The 26,988-nt window shown below is 69.8% G+C and carries 27 protein-coding genes and 1 tRNA gene; 19 read left to right on the forward strand and 9 right to left on the reverse strand.

Features of this window, described 5'->3' with window-relative positions; genetic code table 11:
* Positions 1–7 precede the first annotated feature (7 nt).
* Entirely contained in the window at positions 8–742 is a 735-nt protein-coding gene (gene cmk / locus QRN27_RS17610; RefSeq protein WP_285043332.1) for a (d)CMP kinase, read from the forward strand.
* Positions 729–2,237: a ribosome biogenesis GTPase Der gene (gene der, locus QRN27_RS17615; protein ID WP_285043333.1), complete on the forward strand. Its 1,509-nt coding sequence runs from the start codon at positions 729–731 to the stop codon at positions 2,235–2,237. Before cmk ends, der begins: the two co-directional genes overlap by 14 nt.
* Before the next feature lie 96 nt (positions 2,238–2,333).
* Here the strand turns inward: der and QRN27_RS17620 are convergent, their stop codons facing one another.
* On the reverse strand, positions 2,334–2,981 hold the full coding sequence (locus QRN27_RS17620; protein ID WP_285043334.1) for a TetR/AcrR family transcriptional regulator: 648 nt from the start codon (positions 2,979–2,981) through the stop codon (positions 2,334–2,336).
* A 140-nt stretch (positions 2,982–3,121) separates the two neighbouring features.
* Between QRN27_RS17620 and QRN27_RS17625 the strand changes: the two genes are divergently transcribed.
* Both QRN27_RS17625 and QRN27_RS17630 read left to right on the forward strand, forming a co-directional pair.
* Complete coding sequence (locus QRN27_RS17625) at positions 3,122–4,036, forward strand: NUDIX domain-containing protein (RefSeq protein WP_285043335.1); 915 nt, start codon at positions 3,122–3,124, stop codon at positions 4,034–4,036.
* Positions 4,037–4,245: 209 nt separating this feature from the next.
* The gene (locus QRN27_RS17630; protein WP_502929547.1) at positions 4,246–5,940 is read left to right on the forward strand and encodes a long-chain-fatty-acid--CoA ligase; all 1,695 of its coding nucleotides are present in this window, start codon (positions 4,246–4,248) and stop codon (positions 5,938–5,940) included.
* Between the two features lie 27 nt (positions 5,941–5,967).
* Here the strand turns inward: QRN27_RS17630 and QRN27_RS17635 are convergent, their stop codons facing one another.
* Positions 5,968–6,168, reverse strand: a complete 201-nt coding sequence (locus QRN27_RS17635; protein WP_056005177.1) for a hypothetical protein — start codon at positions 6,166–6,168, stop codon at positions 5,968–5,970.
* A gap of 224 nt (positions 6,169–6,392) precedes the next feature.
* On the opposite strand from QRN27_RS17635, the gene QRN27_RS17640 reads away from it, so the two are divergent.
* Positions 6,393–6,469, forward strand: a tRNA-Pro gene (locus QRN27_RS17640).
* 60 nt (positions 6,470–6,529) lie between these two features.
* On the opposite strand, the gene QRN27_RS17645 is transcribed toward QRN27_RS17640, so the two are convergent.
* Entirely contained in the window at positions 6,530–6,904 is a 375-nt protein-coding gene (locus QRN27_RS17645) for a winged helix-turn-helix transcriptional regulator (RefSeq protein ID WP_194670200.1), read from the reverse strand.
* A 115-nt stretch (positions 6,905–7,019) separates the two neighbouring features.
* On the opposite strand from QRN27_RS17645, the gene QRN27_RS17650 reads away from it, so the two are divergent.
* Positions 7,020–7,385 carry a DoxX family protein gene (locus tag QRN27_RS17650; RefSeq protein WP_285043337.1) on the forward strand — a complete coding sequence of 122 codons (366 nt, stop codon included), beginning with the start codon at positions 7,020–7,022 and terminating at the stop codon, positions 7,383–7,385.
* Between the two features lie 34 nt (positions 7,386–7,419).
* On the opposite strand, the gene QRN27_RS17655 is transcribed toward QRN27_RS17650, so the two are convergent.
* Positions 7,420–8,382 (reverse strand): zinc-dependent alcohol dehydrogenase family protein, encoded by a 963-nt coding sequence (locus QRN27_RS17655; RefSeq protein ID WP_285043339.1) that lies wholly within the window; start codon positions 8,380–8,382, stop codon positions 7,420–7,422.
* 86 nt (positions 8,383–8,468) lie between these two features.
* Between QRN27_RS17655 and QRN27_RS17660 the strand changes: the two genes are divergently transcribed.
* Entirely contained in the window at positions 8,469–9,098 is a 630-nt protein-coding gene (locus tag QRN27_RS17660) for a TetR/AcrR family transcriptional regulator (RefSeq protein ID WP_285043340.1), read from the forward strand.
* A 15-nt stretch (positions 9,099–9,113) separates the two neighbouring features.
* On the opposite strand, the gene QRN27_RS17665 is transcribed toward QRN27_RS17660, so the two are convergent.
* Entirely contained in the window at positions 9,114–9,512 is a 399-nt protein-coding gene (locus tag QRN27_RS17665; protein ID WP_285043341.1) for a VOC family protein, read from the reverse strand.
* 94 nt (positions 9,513–9,606) lie between these two features.
* Here QRN27_RS17665 and QRN27_RS17670 point away from each other — a divergent pair, with 94 nt between their 5' ends.
* Complete coding sequence (locus QRN27_RS17670; protein WP_285043342.1) at positions 9,607–10,599, forward strand: helix-turn-helix transcriptional regulator; 993 nt, start codon at positions 9,607–9,609, stop codon at positions 10,597–10,599.
* Positions 10,600–10,808: 209 nt separating this feature from the next.
* Entirely contained in the window at positions 10,809–11,369 is a 561-nt protein-coding gene (locus QRN27_RS17675) for an NADPH-dependent FMN reductase (protein WP_285043343.1), read from the forward strand.
* Positions 11,370–11,474: 105 nt separating this feature from the next.
* On the opposite strand, the gene QRN27_RS17680 is transcribed toward QRN27_RS17675, so the two are convergent.
* From QRN27_RS17680 to QRN27_RS17690, 3 genes are read right to left on the reverse strand one after another with little or no spacing between them, the layout of a single operon-like run.
* A complete protein-coding gene (locus QRN27_RS17680) occupies positions 11,475–11,798 on the reverse strand; it encodes a YciI family protein (RefSeq protein WP_285043344.1) in 324 nt (107 codons plus the stop codon).
* A gap of 50 nt (positions 11,799–11,848) precedes the next feature.
* The gene (locus QRN27_RS17685) at positions 11,849–13,258 is read right to left on the reverse strand and encodes a flavin monoamine oxidase family protein (protein ID WP_285043345.1); all 1,410 of its coding nucleotides are present in this window, start codon (positions 13,256–13,258) and stop codon (positions 11,849–11,851) included.
* On the reverse strand, positions 13,255–13,881 hold the full coding sequence (locus tag QRN27_RS17690) for a dihydrofolate reductase family protein (RefSeq protein WP_285043346.1): 627 nt from the start codon (positions 13,879–13,881) through the stop codon (positions 13,255–13,257). The genes QRN27_RS17685 and QRN27_RS17690 overlap by 4 nt, the downstream gene beginning before the upstream one ends.
* A gap of 184 nt (positions 13,882–14,065) precedes the next feature.
* Here QRN27_RS17690 and QRN27_RS17695 point away from each other — a divergent pair, with 184 nt between their 5' ends.
* Positions 14,066–14,551, forward strand: coding sequence for a glutathione peroxidase (locus tag QRN27_RS17695; RefSeq protein ID WP_056005205.1), 486 nt, complete (start codon positions 14,066–14,068; stop codon positions 14,549–14,551).
* Positions 14,552–14,572: 21 nt separating this feature from the next.
* Here QRN27_RS17695 and QRN27_RS17700 read toward each other — a convergent pair whose 3' ends face one another.
* Positions 14,573–15,445 carry an oxidoreductase gene (locus tag QRN27_RS17700; RefSeq protein WP_285043348.1) on the reverse strand — a complete coding sequence of 291 codons (873 nt, stop codon included), beginning with the start codon at positions 15,443–15,445 and terminating at the stop codon, positions 14,573–14,575.
* 199 nt (positions 15,446–15,644) lie between these two features.
* On the opposite strand from QRN27_RS17700, the gene QRN27_RS17705 reads away from it, so the two are divergent.
* The 9 genes from QRN27_RS17705 to QRN27_RS17745 all read left to right on the forward strand — a co-directional run bounded on the left by QRN27_RS17705 (position 15,645) and on the right by QRN27_RS17745 (position 26,962).
* Positions 15,645–16,136 (forward strand): PadR family transcriptional regulator, encoded by a 492-nt coding sequence (locus QRN27_RS17705; RefSeq protein ID WP_285043392.1) that lies wholly within the window; start codon positions 15,645–15,647, stop codon positions 16,134–16,136.
* A 67-nt stretch (positions 16,137–16,203) separates the two neighbouring features.
* Positions 16,204–17,901 carry an ABC1 kinase family protein gene (locus tag QRN27_RS17710; protein WP_285043393.1) on the forward strand — a complete coding sequence of 566 codons (1,698 nt, stop codon included), beginning with the start codon at positions 16,204–16,206 and terminating at the stop codon, positions 17,899–17,901.
* A gap of 178 nt (positions 17,902–18,079) precedes the next feature.
* The gene (locus QRN27_RS17715) at positions 18,080–19,369 is read left to right on the forward strand and encodes a CaiB/BaiF CoA transferase family protein (RefSeq protein WP_285043349.1); all 1,290 of its coding nucleotides are present in this window, start codon (positions 18,080–18,082) and stop codon (positions 19,367–19,369) included.
* Complete coding sequence (locus tag QRN27_RS17720) at positions 19,369–20,148, forward strand: enoyl-CoA hydratase/isomerase family protein (protein ID WP_285043350.1); 780 nt, start codon at positions 19,369–19,371, stop codon at positions 20,146–20,148. The genes QRN27_RS17715 and QRN27_RS17720 overlap by 1 nt, the downstream gene beginning before the upstream one ends.
* Before the next feature lie 56 nt (positions 20,149–20,204).
* Positions 20,205–22,151: a helix-turn-helix domain-containing protein gene (locus QRN27_RS17725; RefSeq protein WP_285043351.1), complete on the forward strand. Its 1,947-nt coding sequence runs from the start codon at positions 20,205–20,207 to the stop codon at positions 22,149–22,151.
* A 146-nt stretch (positions 22,152–22,297) separates the two neighbouring features.
* A complete protein-coding gene (gene solA / locus QRN27_RS17730) occupies positions 22,298–23,458 on the forward strand; it encodes an N-methyl-L-tryptophan oxidase (protein ID WP_285043352.1) in 1,161 nt (386 codons plus the stop codon).
* A 5-nt stretch (positions 23,459–23,463) separates the two neighbouring features.
* Positions 23,464–24,414, forward strand: coding sequence for an ABC transporter permease (locus QRN27_RS17735; RefSeq protein WP_285043353.1), 951 nt, complete (start codon positions 23,464–23,466; stop codon positions 24,412–24,414).
* Positions 24,411–25,394: an ABC transporter permease gene (locus QRN27_RS17740; protein ID WP_056005226.1), complete on the forward strand. Its 984-nt coding sequence runs from the start codon at positions 24,411–24,413 to the stop codon at positions 25,392–25,394. The genes QRN27_RS17735 and QRN27_RS17740 overlap by 4 nt, the downstream gene beginning before the upstream one ends.
* Positions 25,391–26,962, forward strand: coding sequence for an ABC transporter substrate-binding protein (locus QRN27_RS17745; protein WP_285043354.1), 1,572 nt, complete (start codon positions 25,391–25,393; stop codon positions 26,960–26,962). The genes QRN27_RS17740 and QRN27_RS17745 overlap by 4 nt, the downstream gene beginning before the upstream one ends.
* The last annotated feature ends 26 nt before the right edge of the window (positions 26,963–26,988 follow it).

Raw genomic sequence — 26,988 nt, forward strand, 5'->3', positions numbered from 1 at the left:
AAGAGACATGACTGAACAGCACCCCACCAGCACCGACGCGTCGACGCACGCCGTACCCGTCGTGGTCGCGATCGACGGGCCGGCCGGCAGCGGGAAGTCGAGCGTCAGCAAGGCCGTCGCGCGCCGACTCGGCTACCGCTACCTGGACACGGGTGCCTGGTACCGCGCACTCGCCCTGCACACCGTGGAAGCAGGTGTCGATCCGGAGGACTCGGCGGCCGTCGTCGCGTCGCTCGAGGCCTTCGGCGAGGCGTTCTCCGTCTCGCTCGACCCGGATGTCACCGCCTTCTCGTTGGGCGGGCAGGACGTGACGGAGGAGATCCGCGGGCAGCGCGTGACGGCGGTCGTGTCGGCCGTCGCGAGGGTCCCCGAGGTGCGTGCGTGGATCAACGACACGTTCCGATCGATCATCGCGGGCGTCGATCGTCCGGGCATCGTCGTCGAGGGACGGGACATCACGACCGTCGTCGCACCGGATGCTCAGGCTCGGATCCTGCTCACGGCGTCCGAAGCGGCTAGAATGGCCAGGCGTTCAGCGGAATTCGAGAGCCACCCTGCCGGCGACGTCGCGGAACAACTGCAGCGGCGTGATCGGGCGGACTCCAGGGTCGTCGACTTCATGAACGCGGCGGACGGAGTGACCACGGTCGACTCCACGCACATCGACTTCGACGAGACGGTCGACGCGGTCGTCCGCGTCACCGAATCCCTCACAGCAAGGAACTCCCATGGCTCACGATGACGAGCAGTTCGACGGAGGCCCCGACGACCTCGCGGACCGCCTCCAGGACATGGACGAGGAGCTCGCGACCCAGCGGGCCGCGTCCCTCCGCTCCGGCCTGGCCGACTACGACCTCGAAGGCGACGACCTCGACATCCTCGACGGCGCGACGGAGGACCCCGACGAGATCCGGTTCCTGCCGGCCCTGCCCGTCGTGGCCATCGTCGGCCGTCCGAACGTGGGCAAGTCCGCGCTGGTGAACCGCATCCTCGGCCGCCGCGAAGCCGTCGTCGAGGACACCCCCGGCGTCACCCGCGACCGCGTCAACTACAAGGCCGAGTGGAACGACCGTCGCTTCACGGTCGTCGACACCGGTGGCTGGGAGCCGGACGCGAAGGGCATCGACGCGTCGGTCGCGGCGCAGGCCGAGATCGCCATCGACCTCTCCGACGTCGTCATCTTCGTCGTCGACGCCATGGTGGGTGCCACTGCGACGGACGAGCAGGTCGTCAAGCTCCTCCGCAAGACCGGTCGTCCGGTGTTCCTCGTCGCCAACAAGATCGACGACGCCCGCCAGGAGCCGGAGGCCGCTGCGCTCTGGAACCTCGGCCTCGGCGAGCCCCACCCGGTCTCCGCCATCCACGGTCGCGGCGTCGCCGACCTCCTCGACACGATCCTCAAGGTCCTGCCGCAGGTCTCCGCTGTCGCGAAGGACGAGTTCGGTGGGCCGCGCCGCGTCGCGATCCTCGGACGCCCCAACGTCGGCAAGTCCAGCCTGCTGAACAAGACGGCGGGGGAGGAGCGCGTCGTCGTCAACGACCTCGCGGGCACCACTCGCGACCCGGTCGACGAGCAGATCGAGCTCGGCGGCAAGATCTGGCGCTTCGTCGACACCGCCGGTATCCGTCGTCGCGTGCACCTCTCGCAGGGCGCCGACTTCTACGCTTCGCTCCGCACGAGCACCGCACTCGAGAAGGCCGAGGTCGCGGTCGTGCTCATCGACGTGACCGAGGTGATCAGCGAGCAGGACGTCCGCATCATCGACCTCGTGCTCGAGAGCGGCCGTGCGCTCGTCCTCGCGTTCAACAAGTGGGACCAGCTCGACGACGAGCGCCGCAAGTACCTGGAGCGCGAGATCGAGCAGGACCTCTCGCACGTCTCGTGGGCTCCGCGCGTCAACATCTCGGCCCGCACCGGTCGTCACCTCGAACGGCTCGTTCCGGCACTCGAGGTCGCCCTCGAGTCGTGGGACATGCGGATCCCGACGGGCAAGTTCAACGCCTTCCTCGCCGAGCTCACCGCGGCGCACCCGCACCCGCTGCGCGGTGGCAAGCAGCCGCGCATCCTGTTCGGGACGCAGGCGGCGAGCCGTCCGCCGACCTTCGTGCTCTTCACCACGGGGTTCCTCGACCCGGGCTACCGCCGATACGTCGTGCGGCGCCTGCGCGAGATCTGGGGCTTCGAGGGCACGCCGATCAACGTGAACATGCGCGTCCGCGAGAAGCGTCAGCGCTGATCCGACGCACGGTGCCCCGCCGCAACGGCGGGCGCTGACGAAGGCCCGGGACCGCTCGATGAGCGATCCCGGGCCTTCGTCGTGCGTGAGGCCTGGTCAGTCGCGCACGGGGGCAACGTCCATCGCCGGGGCGAGCACCGACTCCGCCTCCGTGTCGAACGGCCACCAGCTCGGCAGCAGTTCCCCGGTCAGCTGCAGGAACCCTTCGATGTCGCGTGGCTCCGGGGTGTCGAGCCACACCCGGAATGCGCCGACGAACCCGGCCGACACGAAGTTCGCCGCCGAGCGGATGAAGACGTCACGCTGTTCGGGGCTGAGTGACTCCTCATGCGGAAGCGTGATCGCCCCGCGGTCGAAGATGTCCAGGATCGTGGCGGTGAAGATCCGGTTGAGCATCGGTTGCAGGCTCGCTCCGATGACGTCGTCGTACAGCCCGACCCGGTAGATGTCGGCGCGGTCGTCGATGTGTCGGAGGGTCGCGACGGTGAGGCGCGCGATCGCGGCGGGTGCGTCGTCGGCCGATACCGTCGCGAGGTGGGTGACGCTCAGCTCCGTCAGTTCCTCGGCCAGCACCGACTCGAGCAGCTCGCATGGAGCCGCCGCGTGCTGGTAGAAGGTCGACCGGTTGATACCGGCACGGGCCGCGATCTCGGAGACGGACATCTCACTGGTGGGGCGCTTGGCGGCGAGTTCCAGGATCGTTTTGGCGAGGCGAGCCCGCGTCCTGCGTTGACGTGCATCCATGGTGGTCCTTCGCGTGAATCGTGGGGAGGGCGCGGCTGCGTCCGGTGTACTGATATTCAAGATACAACATACCCCGTCAGGTGGTGGAGAGTTTGTGCACAGCGGGCGTGCGGCGAGGGGTTTCGTGACAGGCTTGAAGCATGACCGACACGCATCCGCCGAGCGACCCCGTGCGCGACGCGGGCGACGCGTGGGTCGAATCCGGAGACGGCCGCAAGTTCTGGGGTCGCTTCGGAGCCGCGGGTCTCTTGGTGCACGATCCCGCGCGCGGGGTGTTGCTGCAGCATCGAGCCGGGTGGAGTCACTTCGGCGGGACCTGGGGCATCCCGGGTGGTGCTCGTCACCAGTTCGAGGACGCCGTCGACGGTGCCGTCCGGGAGTCGAACGAGGAGGCCGGCGTGCCGTCGGACTCGATCGAGCTCCGGTTCGCCTCCGTGCTGGACCTCGGGTTCTGGTCGTACACGACGGTGATCGTCGAGGCGGTCGCACCCTTCGAACCGGTCGTCTCCGACCCGGAGAGCATCGCGCTCGCCTGGGTGCCGGTGGCGGAGGTCGAGACCTTGCCGCTCCACCCTGGCTTCGCCGACTCCTGGCCTGAGCTCCGGGCCCAGCTCGACCGCCGGGTCACGGTCGTCGTCGACGTCGCCAATGTCGTCGGATCGCAGCCGAACGGGTGGTGGAAGGACCGCGCGGGCGCCGCGCAGGGGTTCGTCTCTCGCCTGGTCGGCCTCGCCCATGACGGTGTCGACGCGTCCGCCCTCGGGCTGGACTTCGACCGGTGGTGGCCGGCATACGTCGCCGTGGTCGAGGGTCAGGCTCGTGGAGCCCGGCCGGATGCGACCGCAGCCGGCACCGGTCCGGAGTTGCGCGCAGGCGTCTCTGTCGTGGATGCGGCGGGGAGCGGCGACGACGCGATCGTCGACGTCGTCGCCGGGCTCCAGGGTGCCGTCGTGGTGGTGACCTCGGATCGCGGACTCCGCGAGCGGGTCGAGCGACTCGGCGCGACGACGCGTGGCGCAGCCTGGTTGACCGACAGGCTCGACCACACCGTCTGACCCCGGAACCGGACGCGGATCTGCGGTTGTCAAGCGGTCCGGTCGCATCCCCGGCGGAGCATACGGGTCCACCTATCCTGGGATGATGCGTGCGGTGTGCACGGCTCGTCTGGAGGATCAGCGTGGACCATCGAGGAAAGACACCCGAGCAGCGCGAGGGCGAATCGTCGTCGGAGCCGACCGAGGCCGGCGAGGCGCAGCGTCAGCGACTGGCCGAGCGGCCGTGGTTGTCCTCCTACGCGAGCGGCGTGCCGGCCGACATCGACGAGGTCACCGAGACGCTCGTGGACCTGCTCGACACCTCGGTGAAGCGGTTCGGCGATCGCATCGCTCTCGAGTTCTTCGGGGCCGAGACGAGCTACGCGGAGCTGGGCGAACAGGTCGCTCGGGCGGCCGAAGGGCTCCGGAAGCTCGGCGTGAAGCCCGGCGACCGCGTGGCGCTCGTGCTGCCGAACTGCCCGCAGCACGTCGTCGCCTTCTATGCGGCCCTGCGGCTCGGTGCGACGGTCATCGAACACAACCCGCTCTACACGGCTCGTGAGCTGCGCCATCAGTTCGAGGACCACGGCGCGCACGTCGCGATCGTGTGGGACAAGGTCTACGACCTCGTGGCAGACCTGCCGGCCGACGTCATGCGCGGCCGGATCGTCTCCGTCGACATCACCCAGGCCCTGCCGTTGTCGAAGCGCCTGGCGCTGCGGCTGCCCGTGAAGCGTGCGCGCGAGTCGCGTGCGGCGATGACCGCGACCCCGTCGGCGAAGCATGTGCTCCCGTGGGAGCGGCTGATCGGCGGGCGGAAGCTCTCGAAGCGGGTCGTGCGTCCGACGCTCGACGACACCGCGCTCCTGCAGTACACGAGCGGGACGACGGGGGCGCCGAAGGGCGCCATCCTGACGCATCGGAACCTGCGGGCGAACGCCGCCCAGGGGCGTGCTTGGGTGCCTGGGCTGAGCGAGGGCGAAGAGATCTTCTATGGGGTGCTGCCACTGTTCCACGCGTACGGGATGACCCTGTGTCTGACGTTCGCCATGAGTATCGGCGCGCGGCTCGTGCTCTTCCCGAAGTTCGATCTGGAACTCGTGCTGACGGCGGCGAAGAAGTCACCGCCGACGTTCCTGCCGGCGGTGCCGCCGATCTACGACGCGTTGTCGCGTGCTTCGACCCGGAAGGGTGTCGACCTGACGAGTGTGCGGTTCGCGATCTCCGGGGCGATGAGTCTCCCGGTGTCGACGGTCACGCGCTGGGAGGAGGCGACCGGCGGGCTGCTCGTCGAGGGCTATGGAATGACGGAGTCGTCGCCGGTGGCGCTCGGCAACCCGATCGGTCCGTCGCGTCGGCCGGGCACCGTCGGCGTGCCGTTCCCGAGCACCGAGATCCGCGTCGTCGATCCGGAGCACCCGGACGTCGACCGCCCGGCGGGGGAGGCCGGCGAGTTGCTGCTCCGTGGGCCGCAGGTGTTCCAGGGGTACTGGGGCCGCGCCGATGAAACCCGCGAAGCGCTGCTCGAAGGCAGCTGGCTGCGGACCGGCGACATCGTGACGGTGTCGGCGGACGGTTTCGTGACCGTCATCGACCGGGTGAAGGAGCTCATCATCACCGGTGGGTTCAACGTGAGCCCCTCCGAGGTGGAGGAGACGCTGCTGTCGCACCCGGACGTCGAGTCGGCCGCCGTCGTCGGACTACCGCGCGATTCCGGCGGTGAAGACGTGACGGCCGCGGTCGTCATGCGTGCCGGAACGGTCTTCGACGCCGGTTCGCTGCGCGACTACTGCCGTACGCGCCTGACGGCGTACAAGGTGCCGAAGCGGGTCGAGCAGCTCGACGAGCTGCCCACGTCGCTCATCGGCAAGGTGCTGCGCCGCAAGGTGCGCGATCAGCTCGTCGAGGCGCGCAAGGCCGAGTAGCGGCTGCCGGCGGGCGAGCGCCGGTGGTCAGCCGCGCGATTCCGGGTGCAGCCAGTGGCGCACCACGGGGATGAGCAGTGACAGCGCGACGAAGGTGATGGCGCCGCCGATGATGGCGTCGTCGATCGGCGTGTTGCGGCTGACCTGCACGATGCCGGAGACGATCGCGACGGGCAGGGCGGTGAGTGCCGCGACGCGGACCTCTTTCCAGTAGTGGCTGTAGCGCATGATGGTCCTTCGTCGGGCGGCCGCAATGGCCGGTTCATCCTGTCGCGCGGGTGCGGACGAGTCACGGTAGCGTGCCCCGTTCGAGGGTGGGCAGGGGGGACCTCCCGTGTGTCGTGACGGCGGTGCGCTCGCTCGCCGGCACGACCGTCGGAGACGTGTCACGAGGTGGTCGCCGGATCCGCTAGACTGTTCGAGTTGTCTTCTCCGCCCAGCGGAGATGGCATCGGGCTGTGGCGCAGCTTGGTAGCGCACTTGACTGGGGGTCAAGGGGTCGCAGGTTCAAATCCTGTCAGCCCGACCATGAAGTCCCGGAAACCATCTGGTTTCCGGGACTTTTTCGTTGTTCGCAGGGCGGCAACGGTCAGAACCGCTCGTCGTACGCGTTCCGATTCGCTTCGATCGTCGGGACGTGCTCGCCGGCCCACTCGGCGAGCGCCACGGCGTGGGGGATCAGCGATTCGGCGAGGTCCGTCAACTCGTACTCGACCCGCGGTGGCACCTCCGCGAAAGCGGTGCGGGTGATCAGTCCGTCGCGTTCCAGGTTTCGCAGGGTGAGGGTCAGCATGCGTCGGGAGATGCCCGGGATGCGCTGCTCGAGCTCGGTGAATCGGAATGGGCCGTCGTGGAGTGTCGCGATGAGGAGGAGCGCCCACTTGTCGGCGATGCGGTCGAGGAGGGAGCGGATGGCTTTGCCCTGATCGCCTCGGACGGAACACAGCTTCGCGTAGCGGAACATGACACCTCTCGGGACTCGGGTACACGCGTGTGCCTTTTGTACGCCGGTCGATTCCGGCCCACACTTGCTTTGGTTACTCATCGTAACCCTCACGAGACGCAAACGGAGGTAGCTGATGGTCATCGCTTATTGGATCGTGGCAGGACTGCTCGCGGTCATGTACCTGTACTCGGGCGGCGTCAAGCTCGTCCGCTCGGCGGAGCAGCTCCGCCCGATGATGGCGTGGGTCGACACGATGCCGCTCGCAGCGGTCCGAGTGATCGGGCTCCTCGAGATCCTGGGCGCGGTCGGTCTCATCCTGCCGCCACTCGCCGGCGTCCTCACCTGGCTGACCGTCGCTGCGGCGGTCGGGCTGGTCCTGGTGCAGATCGGCGGCATCACCCTGCACCTGCGTCGCGGCGAGGTCCGCGTCCTCGGGCTGAACGTCGTCCTGCTGGTGCTCGCCGCGATCGAGGTCTGGCTGGCGACCGTCTGGCTGTAGGGGTGGCGGATCGGTGCCTGCCTCGTCAGCCGACTCAGGGGACGAGCACGACGCGCCCGAACACGTCCCCGGCGTCCATGAGACGGTGCGCCTCGGCTGCGTCGCTCAGCGGCAGGATGTCGTGGACCACCGGCGAGAGCGCGCCTCGGACGGCGTCATCGAACACCTCGGCTCGCACCCGGGAGAGTTCCGCGCGCGGCACGGTGTCGAGGCTCAGGGTCCCGAAGGTGATCGATCTGCGGAAGCCGGCCAGGAGAGCCGTGCCGAAGTCGGCGGGCGGGAACCCGCCCACCACGCCCACGGCGATCAGGCGGCCGTTCGGCGAGAGCCGCTCGATGAACCGGGGGAGATCGGGACCGCCGACGATGTCGAGGATGACGTCGAACTCCGCCGGGGCGTCCGCATCGCCTGCGCCGGAGCGGTCGAGCACGTGGGTTGCACCGAATGCCCGCAGACGTTCCCCGCGTTCGGAGGACGAGGTGGTGACGGCGATGACGTCGGCGCCGGCACGGGCGGCCAGCTCGACGCCGGCCAGGCCGATACTCCCGGCGGCCCCGCGCACGAGGACGGATTCGCCCTGGGCCAGGCGAGCGCGTTCGAGCGCGAAGTGCGCGACCGGGAACGCACTGCCCAGCGTGACCGCCTGGACAGACGTAAGGTCTGACGGCAGCTCGACGATCTCGTCGGCGCGCGCGATCAAATATTCGGCGTACGCGCCCGAGGTCCCCGTGAATGCCCAGACCCGTCGACCGACCCATGCGGGGTCGACGTCGGGCCCGGTCGCGGTGATGACGCCGGCGGCTTCACTCCCCGGGATCATCCCCGAGTCCCGGGCGGCTTCGGCGATCCCGCCCCGGCGGATCACGACGTCGACCCCGCCGACGCCGGCGGCCTCCGTTCGAACGAGGACCTCACCGGCCCCGGGCGTGGGGACGGGCAGGTCCGCCACCTCCATCCCACTCGGGTCACCGAAGGTCCGGATGATCACTGCGCGCATGGGTGCACTCCGTTTCGCGGCGGGGGATCTGACCCGCCTCCCGAAACGTAACGGACGCACCCGTCCACTTGAGTAATGTGAGACACATGTCCGCGACACTGCCTCAGAACCTGCGTTCCGACGCGCAGGAGAACCGTGACCGCGTCCTCGCGGCAGCCCGCGAACTGTTCGGGACCGACGGTCTCCACGTGACGATGCGAGAGATCGCCCGACGAGCCGGTGTCGGGCCGGCCACCCTCTACCGACGGTTCCCGACCAAAGCCGATCTCGTCAGAGCCGCCTTCGAGAACGAGCTCGACGACTGCCGCTCGATCGTGGTCGGCGCCCTCGCGGACGTCGACCCCTGGCGTGGCTTCCGCAGCATCGTCGAGGAGGTCCTGGTCCTCAACGCTCGGAACCAGGGGTTCACGGACGCGTTCCTCGCCGCTTACCCCGATGCCGTCGACTTCCGGACCCAGCGCGAACAGGCCGTGCGGGCGATCACAGCCGTCGCTCGTCGTGCCATCCACGCCGGTGCGCTGCGCGCGGACTTCGTCCTTGACGACTTCCTCGTGATCCTGCTCGCGGCTCGCGGACTCTCGAGGACGACGGAGACGGAGCGCGTCCGAGCTGCGCGACGCTACGCCGCACTCGTGATCGACGGACTGCGCACGTCCGACCGGCACGGACCGCTCCCTCCAGCGCCGCGACTCATCCCGACCGTCATCCCGGTGTAGCCCGCGGCTGCAGGTTCACGATGCGACGCGTTCACTTGCGTCGGCGGTGATCGGGGTGAAGACGTTCACGAGGTTGCCGTCGGGGTCGCGGAACAGGAGCGACCGGTTGCCCCACGGCATGTCCGTCGGCTCGTTCACGAACGTCTCCACGACGCCCTGCAGCGTCGCGTAGATCGCATCGACGTCGTCGACGAGCAGGTCGAGGATGACGGACCGATTGGCACGGGGCGCGGCGGCGTTCTCACCCAGCAGCGGAATGGTCGCCGAACTGGCGATCGCGAGGGTGCCGGTGTCGGTGCGCACCTCGGCGAACAATGGGTGCAAGCGTGCCGCGATCACGCCGGTGACCCGCTCGTAGAACGCGACCAGGGTGTCGACGTCGTCAGTGATGATCCGGGTGGCTGCGAGTTGCATACGTGTCTCCTTCAGATGGGGTTCCCCGCGGGTGCGGCGGCGGTGACGACGATAGGACGAATACCGGACGTTTTTCGCCCGGTATTCTGATCGCATGGGAACCGCCGGCTCGCCGATCGCTCGCGCGCTGCAGCTCCTCGAGTTGCTCCAGTCGGCGGAGATCCGCACCGTGCCTGAGCTGGCTGAACGGTTGGGCGTCGATGAGCGCACCGTGCGCCGCACCGCGCAGCGTCTCGTGGACATGGAGGTTCCGATCGAGTCGGTGCGCGGCCGCTACGGCGGGTACCGCCTGGCCGGCGGACGCGGAGTGTCGCCGCTGATGCTCACTGACGAGGAGGCGGTCGCCGTCTTCCTCGGCTTGAGCGAAGCCCAATCGACCGCTGGCTCCCCGGACGTCGCGGCGCAGATCGCGCTCGCGAAGATCCGGCGTTCCCTCCCCGCCGCATCCCTGGACCGCATCGAAGCGGTCATCGACGCCGCAGCGCTGAACCCGTCGCGCCTCGACGTCCCTGATGCCGGCATCCTGCTCACCGTGTCGGACGCTGTTCGCTCGAGACGTCCCCTGGAACTGCGGTACCGCGACGTCGAGGAAACGCCTTCGCGCCGCAGGGTGCATCCACTCGACCTGCTCGTCCTTGCCGGTCGTTGGTACCTGGACGCGTTCGACGTCGAGCGAGCGGAGGAGCGCACCTTCCGTGTCGACCGCATCCGATCCGCGCGGACCCTGCCCGGCGTGATCTCGACCCCGGTGACTCGAGTGGAGCGTCCTCGACTCGTCGACCGCTTCGCGGGAGCGGACTACCGATGGAACGTTCGATTGCGCATCCAGGCGACCGTCCCGCAGATTCGGGCCCGCTTCCCGGAGAGCGTGGCCATGGTGGAGCTGATCGAGGACGCACCCGGCTGGCATCGGCTTTCGATCCGAGCCAAACGCCTCGACTGGCTTCCAGCGGTCATCGCGGGGCTGGGAGATCACGCGGTGATCGTCGACGAGCCAGAGGATCTCCGTGAGCTTCTCCGCGCGACGGCGACACGGATGCTCGACACCGCTCGCGGTGCTGACACGGCACCACCGGTCGCCGACTAGCGTGCGGTGGACGTCGAGGGGCTGATGCTCAGCGCACCTCATCAGCGAGCCCGGCCACGGCAGCGCCGACACGAGCACGCCCCCGAGCCCGAAGGCAACCCCCTGTCCCGTCGACGACGCCGGCGGCCGCACCGGGCTACAGTGCGAGCCAGGCACCACCACGTCCCGTGACTCGCGGGACAGGCACGCACATCGAAGGAGAGCACCCCATGTCAGACCTCCGTATCGCCATCATCCTCGGCAGCACCCGCCCGGGCCGCAACGGCAAGGCCGTCGCCGACTGGGTCGTCGAGCAGGCTGCCGGTCGGAGCGCCAGCTACGAGCTCATCGACCTGCTCGACCACCCCCTGCCCCTCCTCGACGAGCCGACGCCGCCGTCGTTCGGGGCGTATGAGAACGAGCACACGAAGGCCTGGGCGGCGACGATCGCGCCCTACGACGGATTCATCTTCGTCACGCCCGAGTACAACCACTCCACGTCCGCCGTCCTGAAGAACGCCATCGACTACTTGTACGCCGAGTGGAACAACAAGGCCGCCGGGTTCGTGGCATGGGGCAGCCTCGGCGGTGCGCGCGCGATCGAACACCTTCGTGGCATCAGTGCCGAACTGCAGATCGCGGACGTGCGGCAGCAGCTGAGCTTCTCGCTCTTCTCCGACTTCGAGGACTTCAGCACCTTCACGCCCGGACCCCAGTACGCCGAGGCAGCCGGAGTCCTCTTCGACCAGCTCGAGGCGTGGGCAGGCGCTCTGAAACCACTCCGCGGCTGATCGAAGGACTGCACGCTCGGCGATTCCGCAGTGCACCGAGGTAGGCGGGCACGTCAACGTGCCTGGGGATCCTCCGCTCGGGTGTCCGCTCAGCCCGTCGGCTTTCTACGCGTCCGGGAAGGGGCGCAGCTCCAAGCGGCCGTTGCGGGCCATCGGGTGACGGCCGGCGATGTCGAGCGCCTCGTCGAGGTCGGCGCAGTCGAGGATGTCGAAGCCCCAGAGGGTGTCGGTCGCGCCCGGGATCGGGCCCTTGGTGACGAGCCGTTCGCCGGCGCGGACACGGACGCCGCGCGCCTCACTCGGATCGAGCACATCCCCGAGGAGACGTCGGCCAGTCGAGTCCAGTTCCTGGACCCAGTGGTCGACATCCGAGTCGTCGGTCGGTTCGTCGGGCACGGGGTCCGCGAGGACGAACATCATGAAACGCATCAGGTGGTTCCTCTCTCTCGGCACGCGTGGTCGCGCACTCGTCGTTGGTCTCAGATCTCGGCGGCGAGCGGTGCTGAGCTGTCGTCGCGCCACAGGGTGTCGACGGGGATCGGCTGGCCGAGGACGCGTTCGGCGGCGCGATGCCCGGAGTGCAGGGCGGCCGACACCGTCGCCGGGTCGTCCGTCCACGTCGCCTCTCCCGCGAGGTGCAGGACGCCACCGACCGGCGTCGCGAGGGCGTCGTGGTCGTCGGTCGTCGAGCCGACGGTCATGTAGGCGTAGGACCCACGGGTGAACGGATCCTCGTGCCAGCGGGTGATGTGCACCTCCGTCGGTTCCTCGACGCGCTCGCCGTACAGGCGCCGCAGCTGCTCGAGGATCGACTCCACGACGCGCGAGTCCTCCCAATCCCGGATCTCCACGGCCGTCGGGCCGGCGGCGAAGGTGAGCAGTGTCGGTGAGCCGTGCGCCGACGTCAGGTCGTACCAGGAGTGCCAGCGACGACTCTCCGGCCCCTGCTGCCTGACCGCGTAGACGTCCTCATCCCAGAACCGCCGCTCGAACCGGAGGAACACCTTCTCGAACGCGTTCATCCGCAACCGGGAGAGCGCACCGGCCACCGGCTCCGGCAGTGGGGGATCGATCGTGAACGCCTCCGACTGCAGCACCCCGACCGGCACCGTCACCACCGCCGTGCCCGCGTGCAGCACCACTTCGCCCGAGGGACCCTGGGCAGCGACCTCGACGCCGTCCGCAGACCACCGGACGCTCGTCACCACGTGCTCCAGGCGCACGTCGAGCCCCTCGGCCAGCCGTCGGGGGAGCACGTCGTAGCCGTCGGGGAACACGACCTCGTCGCCGTCGATCGCGTCGTCGTCGAGGCCGTGCGCCGCGAGATCCTCGATCGTCGCGCCGTACTGCTCCTCCGAACGATGCTCCAGGTACTCGCGGACCCGCTCCACCCGCTCGGCGTCCCACCCCTGCTGCGCGAGCGCTACCTCGGTCACGTCGCGGTACGACGCGTCAGGAGCGGACTCGGCGACGACCCCGAGCAGGGTCGCGTCGAGCGTGTGGACGTCCTCGGCGAAGCCGCGAGCGTCGGCGTCCGACAGGCGCTCGCCGTCGGGACCGTAGTAGGCGATCGGGCGGCTGTCGGGTTGGTAGCCGCCGACGGTGAACTCCACCGTCCGCATCCCGAACGCCTCGGACGCCGCCGCGACCGCACTGCCAGTCACGCCGTGCACCCACGACGCACCGAGATCGGTCGCCAGGCCGTCGCGGCGCTGGGTCGACACGCGCCCGCCGACCCGGTCCCGCGCCTCGAGTACGACGACCGTCCGACCGGCAGCCGCGAGGAGCCGTGCGGCGACGAGGCCGGCGACACCCGCGCCGACGACGATCGTGTCGAAGCGGGCGTCCGCGGGCGGGCGGGATGCGGACGCGTCGTCCGACCCGCTCATCGAGGATCACCCATGTCGCCGGTCGCCGGTGCGCCCTCCACCCGCTCATAGCGGAGGTGGACGGTTCCTGCGGGCGAGGTGGTCGCCGGTCCCAGGAGCCGCAACGACGACGGCACCGTCCCGTCGGCGAAGACGCGCTTGCCCGTACCGAGCGTGATCGGGTACACCCAGAGGTTGAGCTGATCGAACAGGGCCTCCGCAAAGAGGGTCTGCACGAGATCGAGACTGCCGATGACGTGGATCTGCGCGTGACGCTCGCGCAGGTCCCGAACGGCCTTCGGGAGGTCGGGTCCGAGCTGTGTCGAGTTCGCCCACGCCAGGTCCCGCGGCTCACGCGACGCGACGACCTTCGGCAGGCGGTTGAAGAGCCTGGCGATGCCGTCGTCCTGACCGCCTTCCTGCTGCGGCCAGTACGCGGCGAAGATGTCGTAGGTCCGTCGTCCGAGGAGGAGGGCGTCCATGCCGACCATGCCGGCATCGATCTGCTGACCGTCGACCTCGTCGATGAGCGGCGCCTGCCACCCGCCGAACGCGAACCCGCCGCTGGGATCCTCCTCCGGCCCGCCCGGCGCCTGAGCGACGCCGTCGAGGGTCATGAAGAGGTCGATGTGGATGCGTCCCATGTCCTGCTCCGATCTGCTGCACTCACGATCCACCGGAGGGTGGGCGGTGTCAACGCCTGTCGGCTGAGAACGCACTGACGAAAGGGCGCCGGGCACCTCGCGGGCGAGTAGCGTTCGAGGAGGCACGCACGCGCGTCACGACGCTCGTGGACGAAGCCGTTCCGCTGATGAGAGGCACCGCACCATGACCGATCTGGACACCATCCCCGTCACCACCCTCGACGGCCGCGACACCACCCTGGCGGAGTGGGACGGTAAGGCGAAACTCGTCGTCAACGTCGCCAGCCGCTGTGGTCTCGCCCCGCAGTACGAGAAGCTCGAGGCCCTCCAGAAGGAGTACGCCGACCGCGGCTTCACCGTGATCGGCTTCCCGAGCAACCAGTTCCTGCAGGAGCTCGGCGACAACGAGAAGATCGCCGAATACTGCTCGGCCACCTGGGGTGTCACCTTCCCGATGATGGACAAGGTGAAGGTCAACGGCCGGAACCGCCACCCGCTCTACCAGGAGCTCGTGAAGACCGCCGACGCCAACGGCAAGGCCGGCAACGTCAAGTGGAACTTCGAGAAGTTCCTCATCGCCCCCGACGGCACCGTGCACCGCTTCCGTCCGACGACCGAACCCGATGCTCCCGAGGTCATCGCGGCGATCGAGGAGAGCCTGCCCGCGTAGCGGTGTGGCGTCCGGCGCCGATCAGGGGAAGGTGACGCCGGTGAGCGTCTCAGCCTTCGTCCAGAGCTCGGCGGCGACGCGTTCGTCGCGCGCCGCCGTGGTCCGGCCGACGGACTTCGGATCGCCGCGCATCTCACCGAAGCCGCTCGGTCCGTAGTAGCCGCCCGGTTCGACGTCCGGCGACACCGCCGCGTAGAGCGTCGGGAGCGCGCCCATCTCGGCGCTCTGGCCGAGGAGTCGCGTTCCCCAACCGAGGAGCGGTCCTTGCGCGGACTCGGTGTGCGACTGGAGTTCGGTCGACGCGAAGCCGGGGTGCGCCGCGACGGACAGCACGGGGGAGCCGTTCGCCGTGAGGCGTCGCTGCAACTCGGCCGAGAACATGAGGTCGGCCAGCTTCGACTGGCCGTAGGCGGCCCAGCGTCGGTACGTCCGGCTGCGCCAGTTGAGATCGGCCAGGTCGATGGTGCCGGCCCGGTGGGCGGCGCTCGACAGGGTGACGACCCGCGTCGTGATGCGGTCCAGTAGCAGACCGGTCAGCGCGAAGGGGCCGAGGAAGTTGGTTCCGATCTGCATCTCGAAGCCGTCGGCCGTGCGTCGTTCGGGAACCGCCATGACCCCGGCGTTGTTCACGAGCACGTCGACGCGCTCGACGCCCTCGGCGAAGCGGCGGACCGATCCGAGGTCGGCGAGGTCGAGCCGGCGCACCTCGACGTCACCCGTCATCGTCGCCGCGGCCCGCGCGCCCTTCTCGGTGTCGCGGCAGGCGACGATGACGGTTGCGCCGTGCGCGGCGAGTTCGCGAGCCGTGACGGCTCCGATCCCGCTGTTCGCGCCGGTCACGATCGCGATGCGGCCGTGCTGGTCGGGAATGTCTGCTGTCGTCCAAGCGCTCATGAGGCTGAGGTTACGCCATGGATTTCTCGTGACTACACATATCGTTCACAGCTTCACCGATATATCGTTGAGCATCGTTCACGAACTACGAAGGAGAGCAATCATGGGTGGATTCCCAAGCGGTGGCGCAGGTTTCGGTGGCGCAGGATTCGGGAACGGCGGCGGATTCGGCAGCGGAGCCGGCTTCGGTACCGAGAACATGTGGCAGATGATGGAACAGCTGCGTTCCAAGTTCGAGAAGAGCGCCGGATCGCGCGCCGGGCGCGGCGACGTCCGCTCCGCCGTGCTGGCCCTGCTGGCAGAGCAGCCGATGCACGGCTACCAGATCATCCGCGAGATCGACGAGCGCAGCGGCGGCTCCTGGAAGCCGAGCGCAGGCTCGGTCTACCCGACCCTGCAGCTGCTCTCCGACGAGGGCATCATCACGGCCGAGGAGTCGAACGGCCGGAAGACCTACGCGCTGACCGAGGCCGGCCGCGACGAGGTCGCCGAGTCCGGAGCGACCGCTCCGTGGCAGACCGGTGAGCCGACCGAGCACCCCGGCATCACCGCGCTGCCGAAGGCCGGCGTCGAGCTGGCGCAGGCTGCAGCGCAGGTCGGCCGGACCGGTTCGCCCGAGCAGGTCCAGCAGGCCGTCGCGGTCCTCGACGAAGCTCGCAAGCGCCTCTACGCGATCCTCGCCCAGGACTGACCGGGTGTCGTCGACCGGCGGGACGCCCAGCGACTCAGCGTCTCGTTTCGGCGACGTCCCAGGCGTCGTGCGGGCCGGTGTCCACACCGGCCCGCCCGCCGACGGGCGCGCGCGGTACCGCCGCATCCTCAGGTTCGCGAGTTGGCATCTAGCCAACGCATGGTGGTTCGAGATCGTGCTGCCGCGCTTCGGGCTCATCAAGCTGACCGAGCGCACCCGTACGCGCCGCATGCAGCGGTTCGCCCGCCGCTTCCACGTGCTCGCCGTCGATCTCGGCGGACTCATGATCAAGGTCGGGCAGTTCATGTCGTCCCGGCTCGACGTCCTGCCGCCGGAGATCACCAAGGAGCTCGAAGGCCTGCAGGACGAAGTGCCGCCGGTCGCGTTCCCGGAGATCCGCGCGCTCGCCGAGTCGGAACTCCGTGTGCCCCTGTCGCAGGTGTTCGCCACCATCGACGAACGGGCAGTGGCCGCCGCCTCCCTCGGCCAGGCCCACCGCGCGCATCTCGTCCCCTCGCTCGCCGCGGATTCCGGCCTCGACGCCGTCGTGCTCAAGGTGCAGCGTCCCGGTATCGACCGGATCGTCGCCGTCGACCTTGCCGCGCTGCGGAAGGTCGGCGGATGGCTCCGGCGCGTCCGCCTCGTCTCGGACCGCGTCGACATGCCGGCGCTCGTCGAGGAGTTCGCCGCGACAAGCCTGGAGGAGATCGACTACCTCCACGAGGCAGCGAGCTCCGAGCGGTTCGCCGCCGACTTCGCCGGTGACGACCGCGTGGGCGTCCCCGCCGTCGTGTGGGAACGGACCTCGCAACGCGTGCTGACGCTCGAGGACGTCACCGCGATCAAGATCACCGACACCGAGGCGCTCCTGGCCGCCGGGATCGATCCGGTCGAGGTGGCCCCGGTGTTCGCGGCGGTCATGTTCGACCAGCTGTTCACCAACGGGTTCTTCCACGCCGACCCGCATCCGGGCAACATCTTCGTCACGCCGATCGCCGCCGCCCCGGGTGAGCGCTCCTGGAAACTGACGTTCATCGACTTCGGCATGATGGGCGAGGTCCCGCCGACGACGCGGCGCGGCCTGCGGAAGCTCCTCATCGCCGCCGCCTCCCGCGACGGCAAGGGACTCGTCGGCGCGATCCGCGACCTCGGGGTCCTCCTGCCCTCGGCGGACACGACCGAGCTGGAGCGCGCGATGACCGCCCTCTTCGGGCGGTTCGGCGGCATGGGCTTCGCCGAGCTCCGCGACGTCGACCCGAAGGAGTTCCGTGACTTCGGCAACCAGTTCAGCGAGGTCGTGCGAGCGCTGCCGTTCCAGCTGCCGGAGAACTTCCTGCTCATCATCCGTGCCATCTCGCTCACCTCGGGCGTCTGCAGTTCGCTCGATCCCCAGTTCAACCTGTGGGACTCCGTCGAGCCGTACGCGGCGCAGCTGCTGCGCGACGAGCGCGGCAACGTCGTCCAGGACCTCGGCCGGGAGGCGCTCGAGATCGCGACGGTCGCGGCCCGACTGCCGAAGCGTCTCGATGCGATGATCACGCGGGTCGAAGACGGCTCCGTCGCCGTCACCAACCCGCGGCTGGAGCAGCGGATCGCGCGACTCGACCGCACGACGGGCCGGGTCGTCTCGGCGGTGCTGTTCGCCGCACTGCTCGTCGCCGGCACCGTTCTCCGCATCGACGACGCCGTGCTCGGCACCGTCTTCATGTCGGTCTCCGCCCTGCCGCTGCTCCACGCGCTGTTCTCCGGACGTCGCGGGCGGTAGGCGCGCGGCATGTGCCGCGACCGTCGCGCAGGCGTCGGTTGTGGTGCCGGAGGACATGTCGATGCCCTCGTCCGCGGTGACAGGATCGCCACGCACCGGCGGGACCGGTCCGCGGTGCAGAGCGGAGTGACATGCGCAGGCGACCACAGACCACCGTCCCGACGTGGGGTGGCACCCGATGATCGACGAGGATCTGCGTGTCCGGCTGGCCGACCTCGGCGGGTTCGACACGGAACGCGGCTCGCTCGCCGGGGTGGTCGTGGTCGACGTGACCCGGGTCGTCGCCGGCCCGTACTGTTCGATGGTCCTCGCGGACCTCGGAGCCACGGTGATCAAGGTCGAACACCCGGACGAACCCGACTACACCCGCACCTTCCCGCCGTTGCTGCCGGCTGCGGACGACGCCGACGGGCAGCCGGTCGAGGACCCGGCGCTCAGCGGGTTCTTCGCACAGTACAACCGCAACAAGTTGGGTGTCACGGCCAACCTCCGGCACCGGTCCGGCGCCGCGCTCCTCGAACACCTGGTGGCCAGGGCCGACGTCCTCGTCGAGAACTTCCGACCGGGCACGATGGACCGACTCGGACTCGGGTACGAGCGGCTCCGCGAGATCAACCCGCGCCTCGTCTACGCCGCGCTCAGCGGATACGGCCAGACCGGACCGTCCCGTGGTCGACCGGCCTACGACAACAGCGCCCAGGCGACCGGTGGTCTCTGGTCGATGAACGGGCCGGCCGGCGGCCCACCGACACGGGTCGGCACGATCATCGGCGACCTCGCGGCCAGTCTCTATGGCACCATCGGCGTCCTCGCGGCGCTCCGGCATGCGGAGAGCACCGGGCACGGGCAGCTCGTCGACATCTCGCAGCAGGACTCGGTGCTCACCCTGACCGAGAACGCCGTCGTCGCATACACGACCGAGGGCACGGTACCGACTCCGCTCGGGAACGCCCACCCGTTCGTGCGCCCGTACGAGGCGTTCCCCTGCCGGGACGGGTTCGTCTTCTTCGGCGGGTACACCGACAAGTTCTGGAAGCTCTCCTGCGAGTTGTTCGGCGGTCCGGACGAGTACGACGCCCATCCGGACCTCCAGGCGATGGCCGACCGGTTCGACGAGGAGGTCTACGAGCGGGCGGTCCGTCCGATCGTCGAGCGCTGGTTCGCGGATCGCACCAAGGCGGAGTTGGAAGCGCTCGCCGGCGACCTCGTTCCGCTGAGTGCTGTGAAGGACATCGGCGAGGTGGTCGCCGACCCGCAGATCGTCGCCAGGGACATGGTCGTCGAGACCGCCTACCCGGGCTTCGGCCCGCTCCGGACGTTCGGTTCCCCCGTCAAGCTCCAGGCGACCCCACCGCGGACGACCGGCCGGGCGCCGGCGACCGGGGCCCACACGGCCGCGGTCCTCCGGGAGCTGCTCGACTACGATCAAGCCGCCATCGATGAGCTCCGCTCCGCCGGGACCATCTGATGGACGGCGTCCGCCTCGACCGTTCCGGAGCGACGGCCGTCATCACCATCGATCGCCCGGACAAGCTCAACGCGCTGACCCTCGCGATGTACGACCAGCTCGGCGCGGCATTCGTCGAGGTCCGCGACGATCCCCGGATCGGCGTCGCGATCCTGACGGGGGCGGGGGAGCGGGCGTTCTGCGTCGGCGCCGACCTCGGTGAGTCGATCCCGGCGCTTGCCGAGGGGCGATTCGACATCAGCGAGTGGGACGCCGCCCACCAGAAGCACACCACCCTCGACAAACCGGTCATCGGGGCGGTCAACGGCCTCTGCCTCGGAGGCGGGTTCGAGATCCTGCTGTCCACCGATATCCGTGTCGCCGCCGACCACGCGACGTTCGCGCTGCCCGAGACGGGGATCGGTGTGGTGCCTGCAGGAGGCACCCTCAGCCGGTTGGTGCGCCAGATCCCGTACGCCTTCGCCGTGGACCTCATACTGCGCGGCGGGCGGATCGACGCTGCGACGGCCGCCCGGTACGGCATCGTCAACCGGGTGGTCCCGGCCGTCGAGCTGACGGACACCGCGCACCGCCTCGCGGACGAGCTCCTCGCGCGGAGCGGTACCGCGCTCGCCACGGTCAAACGTGCGGTGCGGGAGCTGTCCGCGTTGCCGCTGGAGGAAGCCTTCCACCGTGAGGCGGTGCTCGGACAGGCCGCGTTCACGAGCGACGATGCACGGGCCGGCCTGGCGGCGTTCGCCGCGCGCACGCCACCGGTCTTCCCGTCACGGGCGTCCTAGACTGAGGCCACCCTGCTCGAGGTGGACGCGGTCCGCCCCACGCTCATGGAGGCCTCATGCGTCCCCCGGCCGCTTCCGACGACGTCCGCGCGGACGTCGAGCCCTCCTCGGCGACCGCGACGTTCGCGCTCGACCTCCTCGCCGCTTCCCGCGCGGAGCCGGGACGCCCGGGCGCCGGCGTCGAGGACCTCCTCAGCCGGGCGGGACTCGACGGGGCCGACGCCGAGGCCGTGGTCGAGTCCGTCCGCGAAGCACAGTTACGGGGTGCACGGCAGCGCCGTCGGGCGAGCGAGCTCGAGGCGCTCTTCTCCACCGCTCGTGAGCTGGTCCGCCTCCAGGACGTCGACGAGGTCCTCGGCCGTCTCGTGGAACGGGCCCATCAGCTCATGGGCACCGACGTCACGTACCTCTCCGAGGTCGAGAACACCTGGGGCGACCTCCGCGTCCGACACTCCGTCGGCACGGTGACCCCGGGGTTCCGGGACCTCGCGGTGCCCGCCGGGGTGGGACTCGCCAGCCTGGTCGCCGGCACGCGGGAACCCGCCTGGGTAGCACGGTACGAGACGATGACCGAGGCCGGGCACGACGACCGCATCGATGCCGCCGTCCGGGCCGAAGGACTCGTGTCGTTCCTCGGCGTCCCGCTCGCGGTCGGTGACGAGGTGCTCGGTGCGTTGTTCGCGTGCAACCGCTTCGGCTACGACTACACCCCGGACGACGTCCTCCTGCTCTCCGCGTTCGCCGACCACGCCGCAGCGGTCCTGCACACCGCACGGGCGCTCGCCGAACGCGCTGCGGCCGTCGTGCGCGCCGAGGAGGCTTATCGCGAATTGGAGCGACACCTCGCCGCCACGGAGCTGGCGAGCGGTATCCACGAGGAGCTCACCTCGGCGGCGATGTCGGGCGGGACCGTCGTGGACCTCGTCGCCACCGTGTCGCGCCGGATCGGTCGGCGGGTGTGGGTGCTCGACGACCAGGCACGACTGCTCGACGGCACGGGGGAGCTGCCGAGTCGGACCGTGCTCCGCGACGCGGTCGCCCGGAGCCAGGTGAGCGGTCATGCCGAGTCGATCGAGGCGCGGGACCGCGTGTGGCTCGTCGTCGCGATCGTGGGCGCCGATCGGGTGCTCGGGTCCATCCTCTCGGAGGACGGACCCGGGCCCGCCGACCGGGTCGTCCGACGCACCCTGGAACGGGCCGCCCAGGTCGCCGCACTGGTCTCCTTCAAACGCGACGCCGTGGTCGCCCTGCGCGCCGAGCGTCGTGCGCACTGGCTCCTGGCCGTCGTGGACGGCGGTGCCTCGGAGCCGTCCGCGGACGTCGAGCCCGCTCTGCTCGCGCTGACGCTCGGGGCGTGCGCCGTGATCGACGTGTTGGAGCGGGACGTCGCCGATGCGGCGTTCGTCGCCGCCGGTGCCGTCGGCGATGACGGCGTCGTCGCCCGACGCGACCATCGGGTGATCATCGCCTGGGCGGTCGACGATGCGATCGAGGCCACCGAGCGGGTCCGGCGGCTGCTGGCCGACCGGCTGCACGAGCCGGCGCTCACCGCGGTGGTCTGTACCGGACTGCTCGAACGCGCGGACCTCGGGCCGGCCGTTGAGCGTGCCGCCGCCGATCTGCGGTTCCTGCGACCGCTGGGCATCGAGGCGGCCACGGTCCCCTCCGCCGGTCTCGCGCCGTATCACGCACTCTCCTCCGGGGAACCGACCTCGGTGATCCGCTTCGTCGAGGAGCTCCTCGGACCGGTGCTCGGGTGGGACGAACGCCGTGGGACCGCGCTCTTCGACACCCTGGCCTGCTACTTCGACTGCGGTGAGAGCCGGCACGCCGTGTCGAAACGGCTTCGGATCCACCCGAACACCGTGCAGCAGCGGCTCGATCGCATCCGGTCCCTCCTCGTCGGCGACTGGGACGACAGCGAGTTCCGGTTCCGGGTGCAGGCGGCCGCCCGACTCGAACGCCTGCGGCGGTCACTGCGTGAGGCCCACCCGACGCGCTGAGCGGCTCAGGGACGGCTCGCCTCCGTGGACCGGTCGTTCCGACACATCGTCAGCGCGCAAACATGGGTCGAGGATCCATAGGACGCCCTTCCGCGCTCCACCACACTTGCCTGAATCGAACGGGCAAGTACGAGGGAGCACCACGGATGGAATCATTCGACGTCGCGGTTGTCGGCATGGGAGCCCTCGGCAGTGCGGCCGCCTACCACCTCGCGAGGCGGGGCGCGAAGGTCGTCGCCTTCGAACAGTTCGAGCTCGGACACGTCCGCGGTGCATCGCACGACACCTCGCGAATCGTCCGGACGTCGTACGGCGCTCCCCAGTACGTGCGACTCGCGCAGTCGGCCTACCGTGACTGGGCGGACTTGGAGCAGGAGTCTGGCGAACGGCTGCTCACCATCACCGGCGGCGTCATCTTCCTCCCGGTCGACGGACCCTACTCCGCCTCGGACTTCACCGCGGCGCTCGAGGAGTGCGGGGTTCCGCACGAACTCCTGACGCCCGCCGAAGTGCAAGCGCGGTGGCCGCAGTTCCGGATCCCGGAGAACGTCGAGACGGTGTACACCGCGGACACCGGTATCGCCCATGCGGCCCGCACCGTGGCCACGCTCCAGCTCCGAGCTCGGGCGCTCGGCGCCGACATCCGTGACCGGACCAGAGTCGATGCGCTGACCCCGGACGGACAGGGCGTCGTCGTGCAGACCTCGGCCGGCGCCGTCCGCGCCGGCAAGGTCGTCCTCGCCGCCGACGCCTGGGCGAACGAGCTCCTCGAACCCCTCGGCGCCGCGATCCCGCTCGACGTCATGCAGGAGCAGGTCACCTACTTCCGCCCGGCCGACGCCGAGCAGCTCGACCGCGAGCGGTTCCCGGTGTGGATCTGGGAGGACGAGGAGTGCTACTACGGGTTCCCGACCTTCGGCGAACCGACCGTGAAGGCCGCCCGTGACGTCTCGGAGAACCGTATGTCGCCGGCCGAGCGCACCTTCGTGCCGTCGCCGGAGCTCACCGGACAGCTTGCCGACTTCATGGCGGACCTCGTGCCGGCGTCCGGACCGGAACTCCGCACCGTGACCTGTCAGTACGCGCTCACGCCCGACCGGAACTTCGTCCTCGGGCCCCTCGAGGAACATCCCGACGTCATCGTCGCCCTCGCCGCCGGGCACGGATTCAAGTTCACGCCCGCGTTCGGCCGGATCCTCGCGGAGCTCGCCCTCGACGGTGAGACGAGCGACGACGTCTCGAGCTTCCGCCCGTCGCACGCGCGCAGCGCCGACCGCGTCTCACCGATGCCGACCTCCGCGAGCTGATCCCCATGGCGCGATACCTCGTCTCCCGGATCCTGTCGTCGCTGTTCGTCCTGTTCGTCCTCTCCGTCCTCGTGTTCTCGATGGTGCGGGTCATCCCGGGCGACCCGCTGTCGGCGTTCGCGGACCCCTCGAACCCCGACCCCGCGGCGCTCGACGCTCTCCGCACCGAACTCGGCCTCGACCGGCCCTGGTTGACCCAGTACCTCGTCTGGCTGCTCGGCGTGCTGCAGGGGGACTTCGGCCGGGCCATCACCGTCCCGAACGAGGTCTCCAACCTCATCGCCCAGCGCCTCCCACTCAGCCTCACCCTCGCCGTCATGGCGACGCTGTTCGGGACGGTGCTCGGCATCCCGGCCGGGGTGCTCGCCGCGACCCGGTGGCGTCGGGCACCGGACAACACCGTCCGCGGGCTGTCCTTCGTGCTCCTCGCGACCCCGCCGTTCGTGCTCGGCACCGTCCTCATCCTCGTGAACTCGCTCACCCTGCGCCTCCCGCTCGTCGGCACCGCCGGAGCGAGCGGTGATCCGTTGCGACTGATCGGCGTGCTCATCCTGCCGGCGCTCCTCATCGGACTCGTCCTCGCGGCGATCGTCGCCCGGTACACCCGGGGCACCCTGCTCGACACGCTCGGCCAGGACTTCGTCCGGACCGCCAGGGCCAAGGGGGCGTCGCCGTCCCGACTGGTCGGCCGACATGCGCTGCGCAACGCGCTCATCCCCGTCACGACCGTCATCGGGATCGAGCTCGCCGCGCTCGTCGGCGGGACGGTCGTCATCGAGACCGTGTTCGCGCTCCCGGGGATGGGCTCGCTCCTCCTCACCGGCATCCGCTCATCGGACTACCCGATCATCCAGGCGACCGTCCTGCTCATCGGCGCGGTCTACGTGCTCATCAACTTCATCGTCGATCTCATCTACCCGCTGATCGACCCACGAGTGAGGGTCCACACGTCATGACGGTCACCCGCGCCATCGCGCTCGCAACGGTCGCCGGCAGACGCCGACGCCGCAACCGGTTCGGCCCCGCCTTCTGGAGCGGATCCATCATCCTCGTCGGCATCCTCCTGCTCGCCGCCTGGATGACCCTCGCGCCGCCACACGACCCGTTCGCGGCGTCCGGACCGGCACTTGCCGGGCCGAGCCTCGACCACCTCCTCGGCACCGACAACCTCGGCCGCGACAACCTCACCCGGCTGGCGCTCGCCGCGCGGACCAGTCTGCTCATCTCGGGGGCCGCCGCGCTGCTCGGTGCCGTCATCGGGACGGCCCTCGGGCTCGTGGCCGGGTACCTCGGCGGCTGGGTCGACGCGATCATCATGCGGATCGTGGACGCGGCGCTCGCCCTGCCGGCGATCCTCGTCGCCCTCGTGGTCGGGGTCGTCATCGGCACCGGGCCCTGGCCGCTCATCATCGCGCTGGGGCTCGTCTTCGCTCCGGGCTTCGCCCGTGTCATGCGGGCCCCGGTCATCGCCCTGCGCGAACGGGACTTCGTCCTCGCGGCCACGCTGAGCGGCGTGCGCGGACACCGGGTGATCGCGGAACACCTGCTGCCCAACGTGCTGACGCCGCTGTTCGTGCAGTTCGCCTCCGTCGCCTCGCAGGTGGTCCTCATCGAGGCCGCCCTCAGCTACCTCGGGCAGGGCGTGCAGGCCCCCGAGCCATCGGCTGGTCGCATGATCAGCGAGTTCACGCGGTTCATGCAGGTGCAGCCGCTGCTGATCATCCTCCCCTCCCTCGTGATCATCCTGCTGTCGGCGGCGTGGAACCTCCTCGCCGACGGGCTGCAGGACTACTTCGCGCCGAGACGGGAACCCGCCTTCTCGCTCGGTCGCCCACGTCGGCGACGGGCAGCCGCGGCAGCACAGCACGGTACGTCATCCAGCACCACCATCGACGCGGCGTCCACGGACGACGCTCCAGAGAAGAGGCAGCAATGAAGACTCGCATCCTCGTGGGGACGGTCGCCATCGTGGCGGCGTCCCTCGCGCTCAGCGGCTGTGCGCCGGCCGGTCCCGCCGGCGACACGGGCGGCGACCCCGTCGCCGGCGGCACCCTCCACTGGGGCGTCCCGGCCGAACCGTCCGCGGGCGGTCTCGACCCGATGGCCGCCAGTGCGATCGCCGCCGAGGTCATCAACGCGGTCGCCTACGACACGCTCCTCGCGAAGGACGACGACGGTGAGGTCGTCCCCGCCCTCGCCACCGAGTGGTCCCAGCCGGACGAGCTCACCTGGGTGTTCGAGCTGCGCGACGACGTCACCTTCGCCGACGGCAGTGCGTTCAGCGCCGACGACGTCGTGTACTCCTTCAACCTGATGAAGGAGGCGACCACCTCCGCGAGCACGTACCTCGCGAACGTCTCGAGCATCGAGAAGACCGGTGACACCCAGGTCACGTTCCGGTTCAGCGCACCGGACGGCACGTTCCTGGACGCCGTGTCCGCCCGCCAGACGTTCTTCATCGTGAGCGAGGAGGGGTACGGGGCTGCGACGCCCGACGAGCGGCAGCGGACGACCTTCGGGACCGGCGCGTTCCAGGTGACCGACTGGAGCGACGGTGTCAGCGTCACGATGGAGAAGAACGAGAACGCCTGGCAGGACACGAAGCCGTACCTGGACGAGATCGTCTTCGACTTCATCCCCGACGAGTCCGCGCGCCTCGCCGCGCTGCAGCAGGGGAGCATCCAGGCCGCGTACTTCATCGACGGCAGCCTCGCCGATCAGGCCGTCCAGGCGGGCTTCACCCTCGGTGAGGCCTCCTACCGTCAGAACCTCGCCATCTACATCAACCCGGAGACCGGACCGCTCGCCGACATCGACGTCCGACGGGCCGTCGCGCTGTCCCTCGACCGACAGGCGCTCGTCGACACGGCGATGCTCGGCTACGCCGCGCTCTCGTTCGTGCCCCCGGCCGGTGACCCCGGTGCCCTCGACCCGTCAGGCCTGCCCTACTACGAGCGCGACGTCGACCAGGCGAAGCAGCTCCTCGCCGACGCCGGCCAGCCGAACCCGACCATCACGCTCAGCTACATGGGCGACATCGCGCAGTCGCACCACCCCGTCTACGAGATGATGCAGCAGCAGCTCGCCGAAGCGGGGATCACCCTGAAGCTCGACGCGAAGCCGCTGTCGGAGATCGCTCCGGTCTTCACGACCGGCGAGAGCTGGACGGACCTCGTCGCCATCCCGGGCAGCCCCCGCGCCGCGTCGCTGTTCTACTACGACCCCGTGCTCGTCGACGGCGGCGTGTACAACCACTGGGAGGGCAACCCCGAGGCGGACGCCGCACGAGAGCTGTTCCAGCAGGCGAAGAGCGCCTCGGATCCGGCGGAGTACGCGAAGCTCGTCGACCAGCTGGCGGAAGAGGCGGCCGAGCAGGTGTTGGAGATCGTGCCGGTCGCGGTCCCCGTCTACTTCGAGGTCTGGGACAGCGCGAAGCTGCACGACTACCAGAGCGACGCGTACTACTCCCGGTACCGGCTCGACGAGGCCTGGCTGAGCCAGTAGCGCCGTCGTCCGCCGCTTCATCCCTC

The organism is Plantibacter sp. LMC-P-059a, from assembly GCF_030209505.1.
Classification (GTDB): Bacteria; Actinomycetota; Actinomycetes; order Actinomycetales; family Microbacteriaceae; genus Plantibacter.